This window comes from Pseudarthrobacter sp. NPDC058362, from assembly GCF_042723515.1.
GTDB lineage: Bacteria > Actinomycetota > Actinomycetes > Actinomycetales > Micrococcaceae > Arthrobacter.
This window is the reverse complement of sequence record NZ_JBHXIW010000006.1, coordinates 53,039-67,616: the sequence shown is the minus strand read 5'-3', so window position 1 is coordinate 67,616 and position 14,578 is coordinate 53,039. Positions and strand designations below refer to the sequence as shown.

At 67.1% G+C, this 14,578-nt stretch carries 17 protein-coding genes; 8 read left to right on the top strand and 9 right to left on the bottom strand.

The window, feature by feature from the left end:
* Positions 1-51: 51 nt before the first annotated feature.
* A complete protein-coding gene (locus tag ACFWIX_RS12610) occupies positions 52-657 on the bottom strand; it encodes a malonic semialdehyde reductase (RefSeq protein WP_377216469.1) in 606 nt (201 codons plus the stop codon).
* A 196-nt stretch (positions 658-853) separates the two neighbouring features.
* Between ACFWIX_RS12610 and ACFWIX_RS12605 the strand changes: the two genes are divergently transcribed.
* Positions 854-2,182, top strand: coding sequence for a uracil-xanthine permease family protein (locus tag ACFWIX_RS12605; RefSeq protein ID WP_377216468.1), 1,329 nt, complete (start codon positions 854-856; stop codon positions 2,180-2,182).
* Here ACFWIX_RS12605 and ACFWIX_RS12600 read toward each other — a convergent pair.
* Together ACFWIX_RS12600 and ACFWIX_RS12595 are read right to left on the bottom strand one after the other, a co-directional pair.
* Complete coding sequence (locus ACFWIX_RS12600; RefSeq protein WP_377216467.1) at positions 2,145-2,783, bottom strand: GAF domain-containing protein; 639 nt, start codon at positions 2,781-2,783, stop codon at positions 2,145-2,147. The two genes, ACFWIX_RS12605 and ACFWIX_RS12600, sit on opposite strands and share 38 nt — an antisense overlap.
* Positions 2,784-2,942: 159 nt before the next feature.
* Complete coding sequence (locus tag ACFWIX_RS12595) at positions 2,943-3,302, bottom strand: hypothetical protein (RefSeq protein ID WP_377216466.1); 360 nt, start codon at positions 3,300-3,302, stop codon at positions 2,943-2,945.
* 179 nt (positions 3,303-3,481) lie between these two features.
* Between ACFWIX_RS12595 and ACFWIX_RS12590 the strand changes: the two genes are divergently transcribed.
* Genes ACFWIX_RS12590 through ACFWIX_RS12580 form a run of 3 tightly spaced genes read left to right on the top strand, consistent with a single transcriptional unit; the run spans position 3,482 to position 5,018 of the window.
* On the top strand, positions 3,482-4,000 hold the full coding sequence (locus ACFWIX_RS12590) for a DUF6328 family protein (protein WP_377216465.1): 519 nt from the start codon (positions 3,482-3,484) through the stop codon (positions 3,998-4,000).
* Positions 4,001-4,002: 2 nt separating this feature from the next.
* Entirely contained in the window at positions 4,003-4,665 is a 663-nt protein-coding gene (locus tag ACFWIX_RS12585; protein WP_377216464.1) for a DUF6766 family protein, read from the top strand.
* Positions 4,666-4,667: 2 nt separating this feature from the next.
* A complete protein-coding gene (locus ACFWIX_RS12580; RefSeq protein WP_377216463.1) occupies positions 4,668-5,018 on the top strand; it encodes a LuxR family transcriptional regulator in 351 nt (116 codons plus the stop codon).
* Between the two features lie 13 nt (positions 5,019-5,031).
* Here ACFWIX_RS12580 and ACFWIX_RS12575 read toward each other — a convergent pair whose 3' ends face one another.
* The 5 genes from ACFWIX_RS12575 to ACFWIX_RS12555 all read right to left on the bottom strand — a co-directional run bounded on the left by ACFWIX_RS12575 (position 5,032) and on the right by ACFWIX_RS12555 (position 8,777).
* Positions 5,032-6,156, bottom strand: a complete 1,125-nt coding sequence (locus ACFWIX_RS12575) for a glycerate kinase (RefSeq protein ID WP_377216462.1) — start codon at positions 6,154-6,156, stop codon at positions 5,032-5,034.
* A gap of 27 nt (positions 6,157-6,183) precedes the next feature.
* A complete protein-coding gene (locus ACFWIX_RS12570; protein WP_377216461.1) occupies positions 6,184-6,993 on the bottom strand; it encodes an SDR family oxidoreductase in 810 nt (269 codons plus the stop codon).
* 53 nt (positions 6,994-7,046) lie between these two features.
* Positions 7,047-7,475 (bottom strand): hypothetical protein, encoded by a 429-nt coding sequence (locus ACFWIX_RS12565; protein ID WP_377216460.1) that lies wholly within the window; start codon positions 7,473-7,475, stop codon positions 7,047-7,049.
* A 115-nt stretch (positions 7,476-7,590) separates the two neighbouring features.
* Entirely contained in the window at positions 7,591-8,400 is an 810-nt protein-coding gene (locus tag ACFWIX_RS12560) for a class I SAM-dependent methyltransferase (RefSeq protein ID WP_377216459.1), read from the bottom strand.
* A complete protein-coding gene (locus tag ACFWIX_RS12555) occupies positions 8,397-8,777 on the bottom strand; it encodes an STAS/SEC14 domain-containing protein (protein WP_377216606.1) in 381 nt (126 codons plus the stop codon). Before ACFWIX_RS12555 ends, ACFWIX_RS12560 begins: the two co-directional genes overlap by 4 nt.
* 80 nt (positions 8,778-8,857) lie before the next feature.
* Between ACFWIX_RS12555 and ACFWIX_RS12550 the strand changes: the two genes are divergently transcribed.
* The 4 genes from ACFWIX_RS12550 (at position 8,858) to ACFWIX_RS12535 (ending at position 13,794) form a co-directional block, all read left to right on the top strand.
* Positions 8,858-10,510: an ATP-binding protein gene (locus ACFWIX_RS12550; RefSeq protein ID WP_377216458.1), complete on the top strand. Its 1,653-nt coding sequence runs from the start codon at positions 8,858-8,860 to the stop codon at positions 10,508-10,510.
* 21 nt (positions 10,511-10,531) lie between these two features.
* Positions 10,532-12,067: a putative bifunctional diguanylate cyclase/phosphodiesterase gene (locus ACFWIX_RS12545; protein ID WP_377216457.1), complete on the top strand. Its 1,536-nt coding sequence runs from the start codon at positions 10,532-10,534 to the stop codon at positions 12,065-12,067.
* 93 nt (positions 12,068-12,160) lie between these two features.
* On the top strand, positions 12,161-13,219 hold the full coding sequence (locus tag ACFWIX_RS12540) for an EAL domain-containing protein (RefSeq protein WP_377216456.1): 1,059 nt from the start codon (positions 12,161-12,163) through the stop codon (positions 13,217-13,219).
* A gap of 131 nt (positions 13,220-13,350) precedes the next feature.
* Positions 13,351-13,794, top strand: coding sequence for a hypothetical protein (locus ACFWIX_RS12535; RefSeq protein WP_377216455.1), 444 nt, complete (start codon positions 13,351-13,353; stop codon positions 13,792-13,794).
* On the opposite strand, the gene ACFWIX_RS12530 is transcribed toward ACFWIX_RS12535, so the two are convergent.
* Positions 13,767-14,558: a glycerophosphodiester phosphodiesterase family protein gene (locus ACFWIX_RS12530; protein WP_377216454.1), complete on the bottom strand. Its 792-nt coding sequence runs from the start codon at positions 14,556-14,558 to the stop codon at positions 13,767-13,769. The two genes, ACFWIX_RS12535 and ACFWIX_RS12530, sit on opposite strands and share 28 nt — an antisense overlap.
* Positions 14,559-14,578 lie beyond the last annotated feature (20 nt).

Below are 14,578 nucleotides of genomic sequence, written 5' to 3'. Positions count from 1 at the left end.
GAGAGAGCGACGGCCGAAAAGCTGCAGAAACTGAGAGAGGGTCGCGGGGGGTTACACGGTGCGGACGACGTCCTCGTAGGCGAACTTCGGCTTCGCGGCGCCCCAGGCGCCCTCGCCGGGCTGGCCGATGTTGACTACCAGGAAGCTCTTCTGGCCGCCGGCCGGGAAGAACGCGGTGTCGATGGCGTTGAAGTCGGCACCGGTCATCGGTCCGGCGGAAAGGCCGAGCGAGCGGACGGCCAGAATGAAGTAGCCGGCCTGCAGGTGGGCGTTGTTGTTGCCGGTGGCGGCGGCGAGCTCAGGGTCGGCGTCATACATGGCCTTCGGGGCGTTGTACTCCGGAAGGAACTTGTCCCACTGGCCCGCCCAGTCGGCGTCGTAGCTGAGGATGGCCACCAGCGGAGCGGAAGCGGTCTTGGCGCGGTTGCCGGACATCATGGCGTCCACCAGCGTGGCGCGGGCCTCGGCCGAGCGGACGTACGTAACGCGCAGCGGCTGCGAGTTGAAGGCGGTGGGTCCGAACTTGGTGAGTTCGTAGATGGCGCGGGCCTGGTCCTCGGTCACCTCTCCGGTGAAGGAGTTAGCGGTGCGGGCCTCGGCAAAAATAGCGTCGACGGCGGCGGAATCGATAACCGCTTCTTCATGGGCAATGGTCATGGGGTTAGCCTTTCAGTGCGCCGCCCCGCGGACCGGGGAGGCCTCCATACGTTGTTCATTTGTTGCAACTTCAAGTAATGCCCATTTGTTCCCGGCGGCACGTGGCCTCCGCCACGTGCCGCCTTCGCGGTATTCTGGTGCGGATCCCCCTCTGCCTTCGCGGCACCCCCTCAACGCCCCTGAAAGGCCACCTCGCATGAGCATGCTCGGAATCAAATGGAAGCTGCACGGCACCGGCAAGTCCATTAAGCCCGGCCACGTGGTGGCCCCGGACGAGAGGCTGGCCTGGCCCCTGACCATCGGCGTAGGCATGCAGCACGTGGTGGCCATGTTTGGCGCCACCTTCCTGGTGCCGATCATCACGGGCATGCCACCGGCCACCACACTGCTCTTCTCAGGCATCGGCACCCTGCTGTTCCTCGTGATCACCAAGGGCAGGGTGCCCAGCTACCTGGGCTCGAGCTTCGCGTTCATCGCTCCCATCATGGCCTCGCAGCAGCAGTTCGGTGTAGCGGGCGCGCTGGGCGGCGTGGTCATGGCCGGGGCCGCGCTGGCCCTCGTGGGTGCCATAGTGCAAAAATTCGGCGCCGAATGGATCAACCGCCTGATGCCGCCCATCGTTACCGGCGCCATTGTGGCCCTCATCGGCCTGAACCTTGCCCCGGCCGCCAAACAGAACTTCGACGCCGCCCCCATCACAGCCGTCATCACGCTGGCCACCATCATCCTGGTCAGCGTCCTCTTCCGCGGCATCGTGGGCCGGCTCAGTATCCTGGTGGGCGTCGTGGTGGGCTACCTCGTGGCCATGATCCGCGGCGAGGTCAGCTATGACAAGATGGACGCCGCCGCGTGGGTCGGCCTGCCCCAGTTCCAGACGCCCGAATTCCACCTGGGCGTCCTGGGCCTGTTCGTACCCGTCGTCCTGGTGCTGGTGGCGGAGAATATCGGCCACGTGAAGTCCGTTGCCGCGATGACCGGCCAGAACCTGGACGGCGTGTCCGGCCGCGCCCTGATGGCCGATGGTGCCGCCACCGTCCTGGCCGGCTTCGGCGGCGGCTCCGGCACCACCACATACGCGGAAAACATCGGCGTCATGGCTGCCACCAAGGTCTATTCGACCGCGGCCTACTGGGTTGCGGGGATCTTCGCCATTCTGCTGAGCTTCTCGCCAAAGTTCGGCGAACTCATTGCGACAGTTCCCGCCGGTGTCCTGGGCGGCGCAGCCACCATGCTGTACGGCATGATCGGCATCCTGGGCGTGAAGATCTGGGTCCAGAACAAGGTGAACTTCGCCAACCCGGTCAACCTCACCACGGCTGCCGTTGCCCTGATCATCGGTATCGCGGACTACACCTGGACCATCGGCGAGCTGACCTTCACCGGCATCGCGCTGGGTTCCGCCGCGGCGCTGGTCATCTACCACGGCATGAAAGCCATCGCGAAGGCCCGCGGAACGGTCGCCGAACCGGAAACCGACCCGGTCCCGGTCAGCGGCGGCCCGAAGCGCGCTCCGAAGAAGCGCTAAGCGGCGCGGGGCCCACTCCCAGGTCCACCAGCACCAGGGAGCCATGGACGACGGCGGCGCCCGCCGCCGCCTCGGCGCGCTCGGCAATGCGGACCACCACCCGCAGGGCGCGTGCCACATGGCGGACGTAAGCCGCGGCGCTCAACAGGTCGTCGCTGGTAAACGCGTGCGGCAGCGGCGCGTAAAGGTTGATGGCGGCGCTGGCGGATTCCTCTGACACGAGAGGCACCGCGAGCAGTGACTGCACCCCGTGGGCCGATGCAGCGCTGGCGTACCCCGGCCAACGCCGGTCCCGCGCCAGATCCGAGACCAGAACGAACGCGTTGTTGCGTAGCGCTTCCATGACGGGCCCGTCCGCGAAGGAGCACTGCTCACGGTCCGCCTGGCGCGCCTGGTCCGTGCTGGCGGCGATGGTGCGGGAAGCGCCCAGCCGGAAGAGGGTGGCCGCCCAGCCGATGCCGCGGCGGTCCCCGTTGATGTCCCGCATGAAGTCGCGGGTCTCCTCCTGGAGGTAGTCCTCGACGTCCTTGCTGTCGAAGACGGGCTCCGGGGGGACTGGAAGCGGTCCCCAGCCAACCTGCCCCGTAGGTTCAGCGGCCATGTTCCAGCCTTGGTGGTAGCGCCCAGGCCCACTGCAAAACCCTGTACTAAGAATACGTCCACCGGATGCCTGTCGGGGAGGTCTTTCCGGGAGCTGTTCATCGGCGCCGGAGCCGCCTCCGTCGGCTCCGGCAGCGGAGACTAGCGCCCGCTCCGGCGACTATCCGGCGTCGAAGCTCTCGCCGTCGTCGTCCTTGGGCGCCTCCTCCTGCGGAAGGTCGCTGCCGCTGCCGTCCGGAAGCCCGGCCGCGTCCTCGCCCGATTCCGAAGAGACGGGTGCAGAGCCCTTTGAGTCGTCGTTGGATTCGTCGATCTCCGCGGCACTGGAGGGCAGGTCAGCGTCGCCGCCCTGCGGTGCGGCAGGATCACGCGGCACTGGCTGTCCGCCGGACCCCGCCTGGGGTGCATTGGTGTCCACTGCCTGCGATCCCTGGCTGCCGCCCAGCTCCTGCTCTGCCGTGGGCGTGCCGTAACCGCCGGTGGCAGCCTCCGGGTCAACGTGCTGGTTTTCCTGCGCCATGGTTCCTCCTGGTGTGCGTTTGCGGATGGAGTTCCTGGGCGGGTTCGCGGAGGTCCGCATCCCCGCCAGCAGTAATCAGTAAACTTACCAAACATGGACACAGGCGCAACGCTGACCTTGCTACCGGGCAGGCAGGGAGTAGAACTGAACCAGCGGAGCGGCGCGGAAAGGAAACAACAATGCCAGAGTTAGAAGATCATCGGGACTCGTCCGGGAGGAACGAAACCCGCGAAGAACGAATGGACCGCAACTGGGGTGAGCTCCTCCAGGAGTTGCGCGTGCTGCAGACCGGCGTCCAGATCCTCGCAGGTTTCCTGCTGACCCTGCCCTTCCAGGATCGCTTCAAGACCTTGGACGACTATCAGGTGACCCTCTACCTCGCTAACGTCGTGGTGGCCGCGCTAACCACCGCCTTCATCCTGCTGCCGGTCAGCGTCCACCGGCGGCTGTTCCGGAAGCGGCTCAAGGAAACGCTGGTGAACAGCGCGGACGCCATCACCAAGATCGCCTTGGGCGGTGTCGGCCTGCTCAGCGTGGGGACCGCGTCCCTGGTCTTCGACGTGACCGCCGGCCGGGAGGCAGGACTCATCGCAGGCGGTGTGCTGCTGGCGCTGCTTCTGGTACTGCTGGTTTACGTCCCGTTGCACCTGAACCGGACCGCCGAGGACAACCCGTCAGCGTCCAGAAACGAGGAATGATTATGGGCAAATGGGCCAAGGAACACGGGCTGCTCATCGCCAACACGGCCCTGTTCCTCGTGTTCTTCGGAGGGATGATCCTCTCCGGGGCGGCAGCATACAGCGAGGAGCAGCAGGCGCACGGTGAAGCCGCCGTTTCCGTCCTCCAGTTTCTGGGCACCGGGGAATTTATGGAAGCCACCTTCGAGAACTGGGAATCAGAATTCCTGCAGATGGGCATGTACGTAGTGCTCACAGTCTTCCTGTTCCAGAAAGGTTCCTCGGAGTCCAAACCGATGGGCAAGGACGCTCCGCAGGACGAGGACCCGCGCCAGGCAGCGATCGGGAAGGCCACGCCTTGGCCGGTGAAGCGCGGAGGCGTGGTGCTGAAGTTCTACGAGCACTCACTGTCCATCCTGCTCTTCGTGCTGTTCCTCGCCTCTTTTGGCCTGCATGCCGTCGGCGGCGCGGAGGCCTACAACCAGGAGCAGCAAAGCCACGACGGACCGTCCGTGACCGTCCTGCAGTACATCGCCACGAGCCGGTTCTGGTTCGAGTCGTTCCAGAACTGGCAGAGCGAATTCCTTGCGGTGGCCGTCCTGGTGGGCGCCTCCGTCTACCTGCGGGAACGTGGTTCACCGGAGTCCAAGCCGGTGGCCGAACCGCACTACGAAACAGGAGCCTAGTCATGCACACCATCGTCCGTACCATCCTGCTGGCCTTGACCTTCGCCGCCGCTCCCGCCCTGGCGGCTGGAGCGGCGCACGCCGCCCCGCAGACAGCCCACCTTTCCGCCGCGGCCAGCGCCAGCCAGGCCAATACTGCCGAAACGCTGGTCCCCTTGGCCGGTTACACCCCCACACCGTCCCCCGGCGACACCGCTTCCACCGGCCCGGCCAACCCAGGTACAGGCGAATCGGCGCAGAAGGAGGCCAGCCGGCTCGACTTCGCCCCCTGGGTCATCGGAGGGATCGCCCTGGCCACCCTGATCGTGGTGCTGGTGTGGTGGCGCCGCCGAGGCAAGACCACCATCGTATAAAGTCGGCGGCTAGCTAGGCGCCCTCGAGCACCTGGGCGGTGGCGCGCACCAAGTGCCGGGCGGCGTTCGCGACGGCGTCTTCCGGACCTTCGGCAACATCGAGCAACTGGGCGGCAGCCACCACGCCGTGCTGGGCGAGGTCTTCTGCCGTGACAAGGATGCGCCCGGCCACGACCACCGCGGGAATCCCCCGTTCCCGAGCTGCATGTGCCAACGCAATCGGGGCCTTTCCGGTCAGCGACTGCGAATCCATGGACCCTTCACCTGTGATCACCAGGTCAGCCTCCGCAAGCTGTTCGGCCAGCCCCGTCAGCCCCGCTACCAGCGCGAAGCCGCCTTCCAGCACGGCGTCGGTGAAGGCAAGGAACGACGCCGGGAAGCCACCGGCGGCGCCCGCCCCCGGGACGTTGACGTCCCGGCCCGTTGCTTCGCGGAGGACGGACGCCCAGTTGCGGAGCCCGGCGTCGAGCATTTCCACCGCGTCCTGGTCCGCGCCTTTCTGGGGCCCAAAAACGTGGGCGGCTCCGGAGGTACCGTAGAGCGGGTTCCGCACGTCCACCGCGATGCGGAACCGGGTACCGGCCAGCCGGGGATCCAGTTCGGAGACATCGAGGGCGGACACGTCCGCCAGGGACGCCCCGCCCAGCGGCACGACGTTGCCGGCGGCGTCGAGGGGCTTCAGGCCAAGGGCGCGGAGTGCGCCGCTGCCGCCGTCGGTCATGGCGGACCCGCCCAGGCCCAGGACGATCTCGGTAGCGCCGGCCTCCAGTGCGGCGGCAATGAGCTGACCGCACCCATAACTGTGGGCGCGCAGCGCATTCTCGGGAGTCGGTTCCATGTCTGCCAGTCCCGAGGCCTGCGCGGTCTCGATGACCGCGGTGATGTGGCCGTCCGGATCCCGATGGAGCGCCCACGCCGCACCGGTCGGCGCCAGGATGGGGCCGACGACGGCGTGCAGCCGCTCCTCGTATCCTGCCGCCACGGCGGCCTCCAGGGTTCCTTCCCCGCCGTCCGCGATGGGGAACTGGGTTGCTACAGCGTCCGGATAGACGCGGAGGGCGCCTTCGGCGATGGCCGCGGCAGCTTCAGCCGCGGTGAGGGAACCCTTGAATTTATCCGGGGCGATCAAGATGCGCATGCGCTCCATCATGCCAGCCCGGCGGGTTTAGGCGTCGCGCCACTCGTGGCTGGTGATGTGCGATCCGGCCTGCGGCCCCATCTGCAGCATGCCGCCGTCCACGGGCCAGGACGCCCCCGTGACATAACTGGCGGCGGGCGAGGCAAGGAAGGCGATGACCGCAGCCACCTCCCGGGCGTCCCCCGGCCTGCCGAGCGGCACTCCGGGCCGGTCCTTCGCCGTCGGGTCCTCATTCTCCTGCCCCGTCATCGGGGTCGCGATTTCACCGGGCGCCACATTATTGGCGGTGATGCCATGGCGGGCCAGTTCGAGGGCGATGGTTTTCATGAGCCCGGCCAGACCATGCTTTGAGGCGTCGTACGCGGCGGCCCCGACGCGCGGCTGGAACTCGTGGACACTCGTGACCGCGATCAGCCTCCCGCCCTGGCCAGCTCTTACCATCCGCCGCGCTGCGGCCTGCAGACAGACAAAGGCGCCGCCCAGGTTGGTGTCCACGGTCTGCTGCCAGGTTTCCACATCCAGATCCAGGAACTGCGTTCCGTCTCCGGTCCCGGCATTGTTGACGAAGACGTCCACCCCGCCGAGTTCGTCCGCGAGCGCGTCGATGACGCCGGCCGCCGCCTGGAGGTCGGTTGTGTCCAGCTGCCGCACCACCGCTTTCCGGCCGAGGGCACGGACCTCTGCGGCAGTATCCTCAGCGCCGGCCTGGTCTGAGTGCCAGGTCACCCCGACGTCCAGGCCGGCGGCGGCGAGGGCCACGGCGGTAGCCTTACCGATGCCCGAGTCGGACCCGGTGACGATGGCGGTAGCAGGGGAAAATTCCGTGGTTGGCTGCATGGGTGCCTTTCCTTGGGGGCGTGCAGGGATCCTTGCGGTTCGTCGGGTCTTGTTCAGGCTGGGCGGCGCAGTTGCGGGCCGGATTCTTCCGCCGGCGCGGGCATCAGCGGAACAGCAAATGTGACGGCGGGCCGGCCCGTGACGTCATCTGCCGCCTTGACCGTCAGGCTTCTGACACCGGCCGGCAGGGAGGGGCTGAACACCTGCAGATTCCGGGAGCCCAGCGTGACGGACTTCCGCAGGGTGTACTCCGTTCCAAAATGGTCCTGCAGGACGATCTTGGCCTCCGGTGCCATGTCGGAGGCCAGCTGTACGTTGACCACCAGCCCGGAGGACCACACCTCTACCGAGAGGACCGTGAACGCGGTGGTCTCCGTGACGTGGCTGCCGTAGGTGGGCGGGAGAAGTATCGAGAGGAGGGCGCCCGAGGGAACGAAGTCGCGCGCTGCCGCCCGGGTGGCTCGTGTTCTGTCCTGCACCATGGCTGCTTCCCTTCCCCAGAGGCTGGGTAATAAGTTTACTTGCTATAGGGCTTCGGCGCCTGCCTTGATGGTAAATTGCGGAAAAACTGCGGGCTGTTCGAAAGCCCGCAGACCGCTATTTATGCTGCCGCAGCACCGCGTAGTAGCCCGGCACATGGTTGCGGCCTGCCACGCCGGTGAGCGGGTGAGTGTCGATGACCGCCGGACCGTCCTCGAGCAAGTCCCACACCGCCGGCGACAGGACCCGCAAGCGCTCTTCCGGACCAAAATGGCCCGGCATCGGGAGTCCCCGGATGGCCCTTTCCAGGGGAGCAGGAATGCTGCGGAACGTGGCACCCAGATGGGAAGCATACGAGACGGGGCTACCCCGGAAGTTTGTCTCCACCAAGAAAACGGCACCCCGGGAGCCCGCAAGGATCCGCAGGTTTTCGGCCAGTGCCGCCTGGTCCTTGCGGCGGAGCACATGGAGGACGCCGCGAAGGAAAACGTTGGCGCCCGGTGCTTCCACCAGGCCGGCGCCGGCGCGCGGCGACGTCATGTCACAGACCTCGTAGGTAATCGTGCCGCGCTCCGTCCCGGGCAGGGCCTGCTCCGCCCGGGCCTGCTCCACAGCGTGGCGGGAAATATCCACTCCCACCACCTGGCGAAACGTGCCCGCCAGTGCCCGGGTGAAGCGGCCATGTCCGCACCCTACGTCCACCACCGGAAGTTCCGGATCAAAGTGCCGGAGCAGCACGTCCCTGTAGCCCTGGAATTCCCGGTCCGAGCCGGAGTCCCACAGCACCTCACCGGCGCTTCCGGTCGCGCTGATCCCGGCCCAGTACCGCTCCCACGCCAGCGGCCGGTCTTTCGGGGCGGAACGCGCCAGCCGGATCAGCCTGGGGGTCATCAGGTACTTGCGCAGAGCGGACGTGAACGCTTTCATGCGGGTTCGCTGCCGGCCTGCAGCCACGCCATGGCCTCGTCCCGGGACGTGAAGAAGCGTGTGGGGCAGGGCCGGGTTCCCAGGCCGAGGGCAAAATTCGCCATGACCTTGTCCACAGGCGACGAGCCCAAAAGCGCGATCCGGGACGCCTGGCAGGGGCGGCCGAAGACCGCGCGGGCACCCCTGCTCACCTTTTCAGTCGTGGCCATATCCACGAGCATGGGGTGGCGGTCCTGGCCGCAAAGCCGGTTGACGCCCTCCATGGCCGCCTCGGCGTCGTCTTCGGTAATGGACGCGTTCCGGGGCCACCGCAACTGAAGGACACCGCCGTCGTCGAAGAAGAGATCCGGTTTCCCGGAAGCTGTCCCTGGCTGCATCGCTGCTCCCCCGCTCTTTTCCATGGAGCCTCCACCCGGCGTCCCCCTACAATGTACTCAACTGGGAGGGAAGGGGGACCGTGGGGCCTGACACGCCTTCGTATGCACGAACATCCCGCGCCGCTGTGGTGGCAGACCTTGACGCCGCCCGGGTTGCCCTGCTCGCCGATGCACTCCGCCGCGCAGGTTACAGCGTCCGGACCGCCGGGGACGCAGGATCCCTGGCAGCGCTGCTCGCCGCCGGCGTCCCCGACGTCGTTGTGGTGGATGCGACCCTGTCCGCTTTCGACGCCGACGTCCCGGTTCTGGTCCTGGTCAATCTGGACAGCCCCGAAGAGACAGCCGCGCTTGAGCGTACAGGCATCCGGGATAGCATCATCAAGCCACCGGCCCCCAGGGAGCTGGTGCACCGCGCCAACGCACTTGTGGGGATGGTGGCCCGACGTCGGGCAGCCCGTCAGGAAACTGAAGCGTTGCGGGAACGGCTTCGGGAGGTATCCGCAGCCGTCCGGAGCACCAATGATCCGCAGGAGATCGCCGACTACGTAGCCGCCGGTTTCGGCAGCACCTTCCACGCCGACCACGTTCGGCTCGCCACCTTCGACGACCCCAGGATCCCGCAGCTCACTGCAGACTGGACCCGGCCGGGGCTGGAACTTGTTCCGGACAACATGTTTCCAGAGGAAAGGGAGGCACGACAGCTTGCTGACCGGCTATGGGCCGGAGCGGAATCGCTGCCGGCACCGGGCCTCTCCCCCGGGGCGGCGGAGGGCGGGGAGGACGACGCCGGAAGGCTGGCGCCCGGAGCACTCTCAACGTTGGCCGTTCCGCTGGGCGAAGGCGAATCATCCCTGGGCATCGTCTGGATAACGGTGCTCGGATGCCCCCGCTCCTGGTCCAACACCGAACTCGGACTGATCCAGCACGTGGCCGGGAACGCGGCCCACGGCCTCATCCAGAGCCACCTGATCAACAGCCAGCAGCAGGTAGTCCGGCAGCTGCGCGAGCTGGACAAGGCCAAAACCGATTTCCTCGCAACCGTCAATCATGAGCTGCGGACGCCTTTGACGTCCATCATGGCTTACCTCGACATGATCCAGGAGAGCGCCGAGGAGCCGGTTTCCGCCGAGGTGCACCAGATGCTGGACATCGTGGTGCGGAACACCGAACGACTGCGGGCCCTGATGGAGGACATGCTGAGCGTCTCGCGCAACGGCCTGGACGATTCCCTGATGCACCTGACCCCCGTGCGCCTGGGGCGGACGCTGGACCTTGTGGCCGCAGCTCTGCGGCCGCTGGCCAAACAGCAGAACGTCACCATCGCCCTCGAACCGGTCCCCGAGGACCCGGAAATCCTGGCGGATGAGGTCCAGCTCCAGCAGGTGTTCACCAACCTGGTCTCCAACGCCATCAAGTTCACCCCGAGCGGCGGCCGGATAGAGGTGGGCAGCGAGTCACATGCCGCGCCGGACGGCACCCGCTGGGCCACTGTCAGCGTTGCGGACACGGGGATCGGGATTTCCAGCGAAGAGATCGACCACGTCTTCACCCGCTTCTACCGGGCGTCCAACGCGATGGCCGGCGCCATTCCGGGCACTGGGCTGGGGCTCGCCATCACCAAGGACATCGTGGCCCGGCACGGCGGCCGGATCGATGTGGCCTCCACGCTCGGCGCGGGAACCACCGTGACGGTGAGCCTGCCGCTGGACGCTGCCCGCAGCCAGGCCAACTGAGAGGACGGGAGGAGGAACCAGATGTTTTCCGACGACGACCCGCGGCTCTCCCGCCTCCTGGAAGGCATCGTCAGGCTGGCCTCCGGGGACCTCAGCTCACGCATCGAGGTGTCACCTGCCCGCGACGACCTCGATGCCATCATCATGGGCACGAACCTCCTGGCCGAGGACCTCCAGATCATCTACGAAGAGCTGGAACAGCGTGTCCAGGTCCGCACCCAGATGCTCCACGAGGCGCACCTGAAGATGCAGGCGATGGCCATGCAGGATCCGCTCACGCGCCTGGCCAACCGGTCCGCCCTCCTCGAGGCGCTGCGGTCCGCCATTGACGCGGAAGCGGCCGACGACGAAGCGCCGGTGCTGCTCCTGATGGATCTTGACGGGTTCAAGACCATCAACGACAGCCTGGGACACAGCGCTGGCGACCAGGTCCTGGTCACCGTGGGAGAACGGATCCGCCGCGCCGTACGCACCTCGGACGTGGTGGCACGGCTGGGCGGAGACGAGTTCGCGATCGTCATGCCTGCGGCATCCCCGGACCAGGCGGATATTGTGGCGCACCGCATCCTTGCGGAGGTGGGCGAACCCATCGAGGTCCCGGGGCGCAGCATCAGGTGCGGTGCGAGCATCGGCCTCAGCATCGGGGGTTCCGGGCAAAGTCCCGAGGACATGCTCATGGAGGCGGACGTCGCCATGTACGCCTCCAAGGCTGAGGGCCAGAACCGGCTCCACCGCTTCGAACCCGGGTTGCTGCTGGTCCGGCGGCTCCGCAGCCAGCTGGTCGAGGATTTGCGGGGCGCCATCCGGAACAGCGGCCTGGAGCTGGCCTACCAGCCGGTGGTGGAGCTCGCCACCGGACGGATCGAGGGCGTGGAGGCCCTGGTCCGCTGGCACCACCCCGAGCGGGGAATAATCATGCCGGACGAGTTCATCCCCGTCGCTGAAGAGGCGGGGCTGATTTCCGAACTCGGCCTCTGGGTGCTCCATGCCGCCGTGCACCAGTTGCGGGACTGGCAGGCGGAATCCGTGGTGGACAGCCGCTTCTCGGTGCGGATCAACATCTCCGCAACTGATCTGCAAAGCCTGCAGTTTATCGAGGACGTACGGGAGGTCCTCAAGGAGACCGGCGTCTTGCCCTCCCAGGTAGTCCTGGAGCTCACCGAGGCCGCCATTGTCCGCGGCAACGAGCTGGACCGCTACTCCCTCGGCGGACTCCGGGGACTTGGCGTCGGCCTGGAAATCGACGACTTCGGCACAGGCTATTCATCCATCAGCTACCTCCGACGGCTCCCCGTGGACCGGGTCAAGGTGGACCGGTCACTCCTCGTCGGGCTCGGTGACGACCCCACCCAGCCTGCGCTGGTGGCGGCCGTCCTGCAGCTCGTCCGGGCCTGCGGGCTGGAGGCGGTCTGGGAAGGGGTGGAGACTGCCGAACAGGCCGGCATGCTGCGGGAGCTGGGTTGCCTCAGCGCCCAGGGGTATTACTTCAGCCGGCCCGTGCCGCCGGAGCAGGTTCCGGAAGTCCTGGCCAGCCTGGCAGAACGCGCCAGCCAATAAAGCGGAAGTTACTGCGCTTTGACGCGCGCCGATATACGATCAAGTGGTCAAGCGGCCACTGGGTCATTACTTCGTCAACTGGGGGCGTAGCTAATGTCGGTTCGGGTACAGGCATGGGGAATCATTGCCGGAGTCCTGTCAGATACTGATCCGTCCGGCGCCGGTGTGCGCCAGCGCCTCAGCAGAAGCCTCGAGGAGAACCCTGGAGTTCCCGAGCGGGCGCTCCTGGAGTACCTCATGGAGTCGCGCCGCAGCGAATCGCGCTCCCACCCTGCGCCGGATGTGGGGCCGGCGCATCCTGCCCTCCCCGTCATTCCGCCCAAGCTGGCCGAGCAGATGGATGCCATCCGGAGCATGTCCCGGATCAGCGCACTGCTGGAGAGCAGGATGCTGATGACGGCGTTTCAGCCGATCTACGGACTCAGGGATAAGACCGTGGTGGGCGCCGAGGCCCTGTCCCGGTTCGTCAGCGACGACGGTGCAGCCGCGGAATTGTGGTTTGCCGAGGCCGCCTCCGTTGGGCTGGGTGCCAACCTGGAATTCGCCGCGCTGGGCTCGGCCGCTGCTGCGGCGCGGGACCTGCCTGCGCACCTGTACGTTTCGCTGAACATTTCCCCGACGTCGTGCATAGACCCGCGGCTTCCCGAATTGTTCGGCCACATCGACCTCTCCGTTAACCGGGTGGTACTCGAACTGACCGAAGACATTCCCGATGCGGAATATCTTCAGTTCATGGCGGCGGTCAACCCCTTCCGTGAGCAGGGCCTGCGGCTCGCACTGGATGACACCCAGCCCACCGCCGGCGCCCTGAGCCGCATGCTCCACCTGCAGCCGGACTTCCTGAAAGTGGGGCGCAACATCATCAGCGGCGTGGATACGGACGAGATCCAGCGCGCCCTCGCAGCCTGCCTGGTGGACTTCTCGGCGCAGATCGGCACATCGCTGGTGGCTGAAGGCATCGAAACACCGGGCGAGCTCAAAGCCCTGACCGAGCTGGGCATCCACGCCGGACAGGGCTACCTCCTGGGCCGGCCCTCCGTGCGGCCCCAGGACTGGGCCGGCTGGAACACCCCGCTGGATCCGGACGGCCTGAAGCGGCAGCTCGCGGACGCAGACGGAGCCGGGGCGCACCCAAGAGGCGGCGCCTCCTAAAGGATGTGCAGTCGTCGTCCGCACCGCAAGCCAGCCTCGCACTGGACTAAATGTAAGCATGCTGATAATTCTGGAATTGTCAGGCAGCGCCACCCGCAGTGGCCCCGCACACGATGTCAGGAGGAACAGTCATGGGAATCGGCGACAGCATCGGAAAGGCAGCGGAAAACGCGATGGAGGACCTCGCGGGCACATCGGATCCGGCAGAGAAGTCCAACGTTCCAGACCCTACGAATCCCAACGACGACGTAGAAGTCCACTCCTCCATCAGCGAAGGCTCCAACGCCATGGAGGCCGAGGAGCAGAAGGCGCCGGGGCTGAAGACAGGAGCAGCCCCCGGCCCGGTCTCGGAAGGTCCGGTTTCCGACAGCCCGCTGGGCGGCGACGCGGAACGAGGTCCGCAGCGGGGCGGTGGCGGCGGTACCGACGCGGCTGCGCCGGCCCCGGAGCATGTTGCCGGCCCCGGCGGACTGCCCGAAGGCGACCCCGAAGAGTTGCGCGCGGATCCTTCCGAGGGCGGCCAGGACCCGGCCACCACGCCAACCGACTACCGGACCGGCCCTTCAGGCCACTGACCCCGTTCCAGCAGCAGGTCCCGCAGCAGGTCCGCCCGGTCCGTGACGATCCCGTCCACGCCGAGGTCCAGCAGCCGCCGCATCTCGCCCGGGTCGTTGATGGTCCAGCAGTGAACCACGAGACCGAGGGAGTGCGCCCTCCGGACGAAGCCGGATGTGGCCACCCGGACCGGTCCGTAGCGGACGGGAACCTGGAGCGCGTGGACGTCGTGCAGGATCCGCGGCATCACGCGCCGGAAGAGCCGCGTGGGAAGGGCGGGGCCCAACAGCGTGAAGACGGCGCTGAGGGTGAGTCCGGCGGAGGAAGCCACGGGGCGGGACAGGCGTTTAAGGACCGCCCGGCGCCGCCGGTCCGAAAAGCTGGTAATTAGGACCCGGTGGTGGGCCTGGTGGCGTTCAATCACAGCCGCCACCGACTCCACGGAGTTCCAATCCTTGATGTCCAGGTTCAGCAGCGCCTCCGGCAGCTCCAGAAGCAGGGCATCCAGCCGGGGAACCTGCTCCGTGCCCCCGATTCTGGCCTGCGCCACCTGGTCCGCGGCCAGGCCGGAGATCCTGCCGGGGTTGCCGGTCACGCGCTTCAGGGTGCTGTCGTGGAAAAGGTGCGGAACGCCGTCGGACGTGGTGTGAACGTCCGTTTCCAGGTACCGGAAGCCGAGGTCGACGGCGGCGCGGAACGCGGCCATGGAGTTTTCCAGCCCTTCGCGGGAAAACCCGCGGTGCGCCAAGGCGGCCGGGCGGTCCTCGAAAAATGGCAGGCTCACTCCGTGAGCGTACCGGTTTC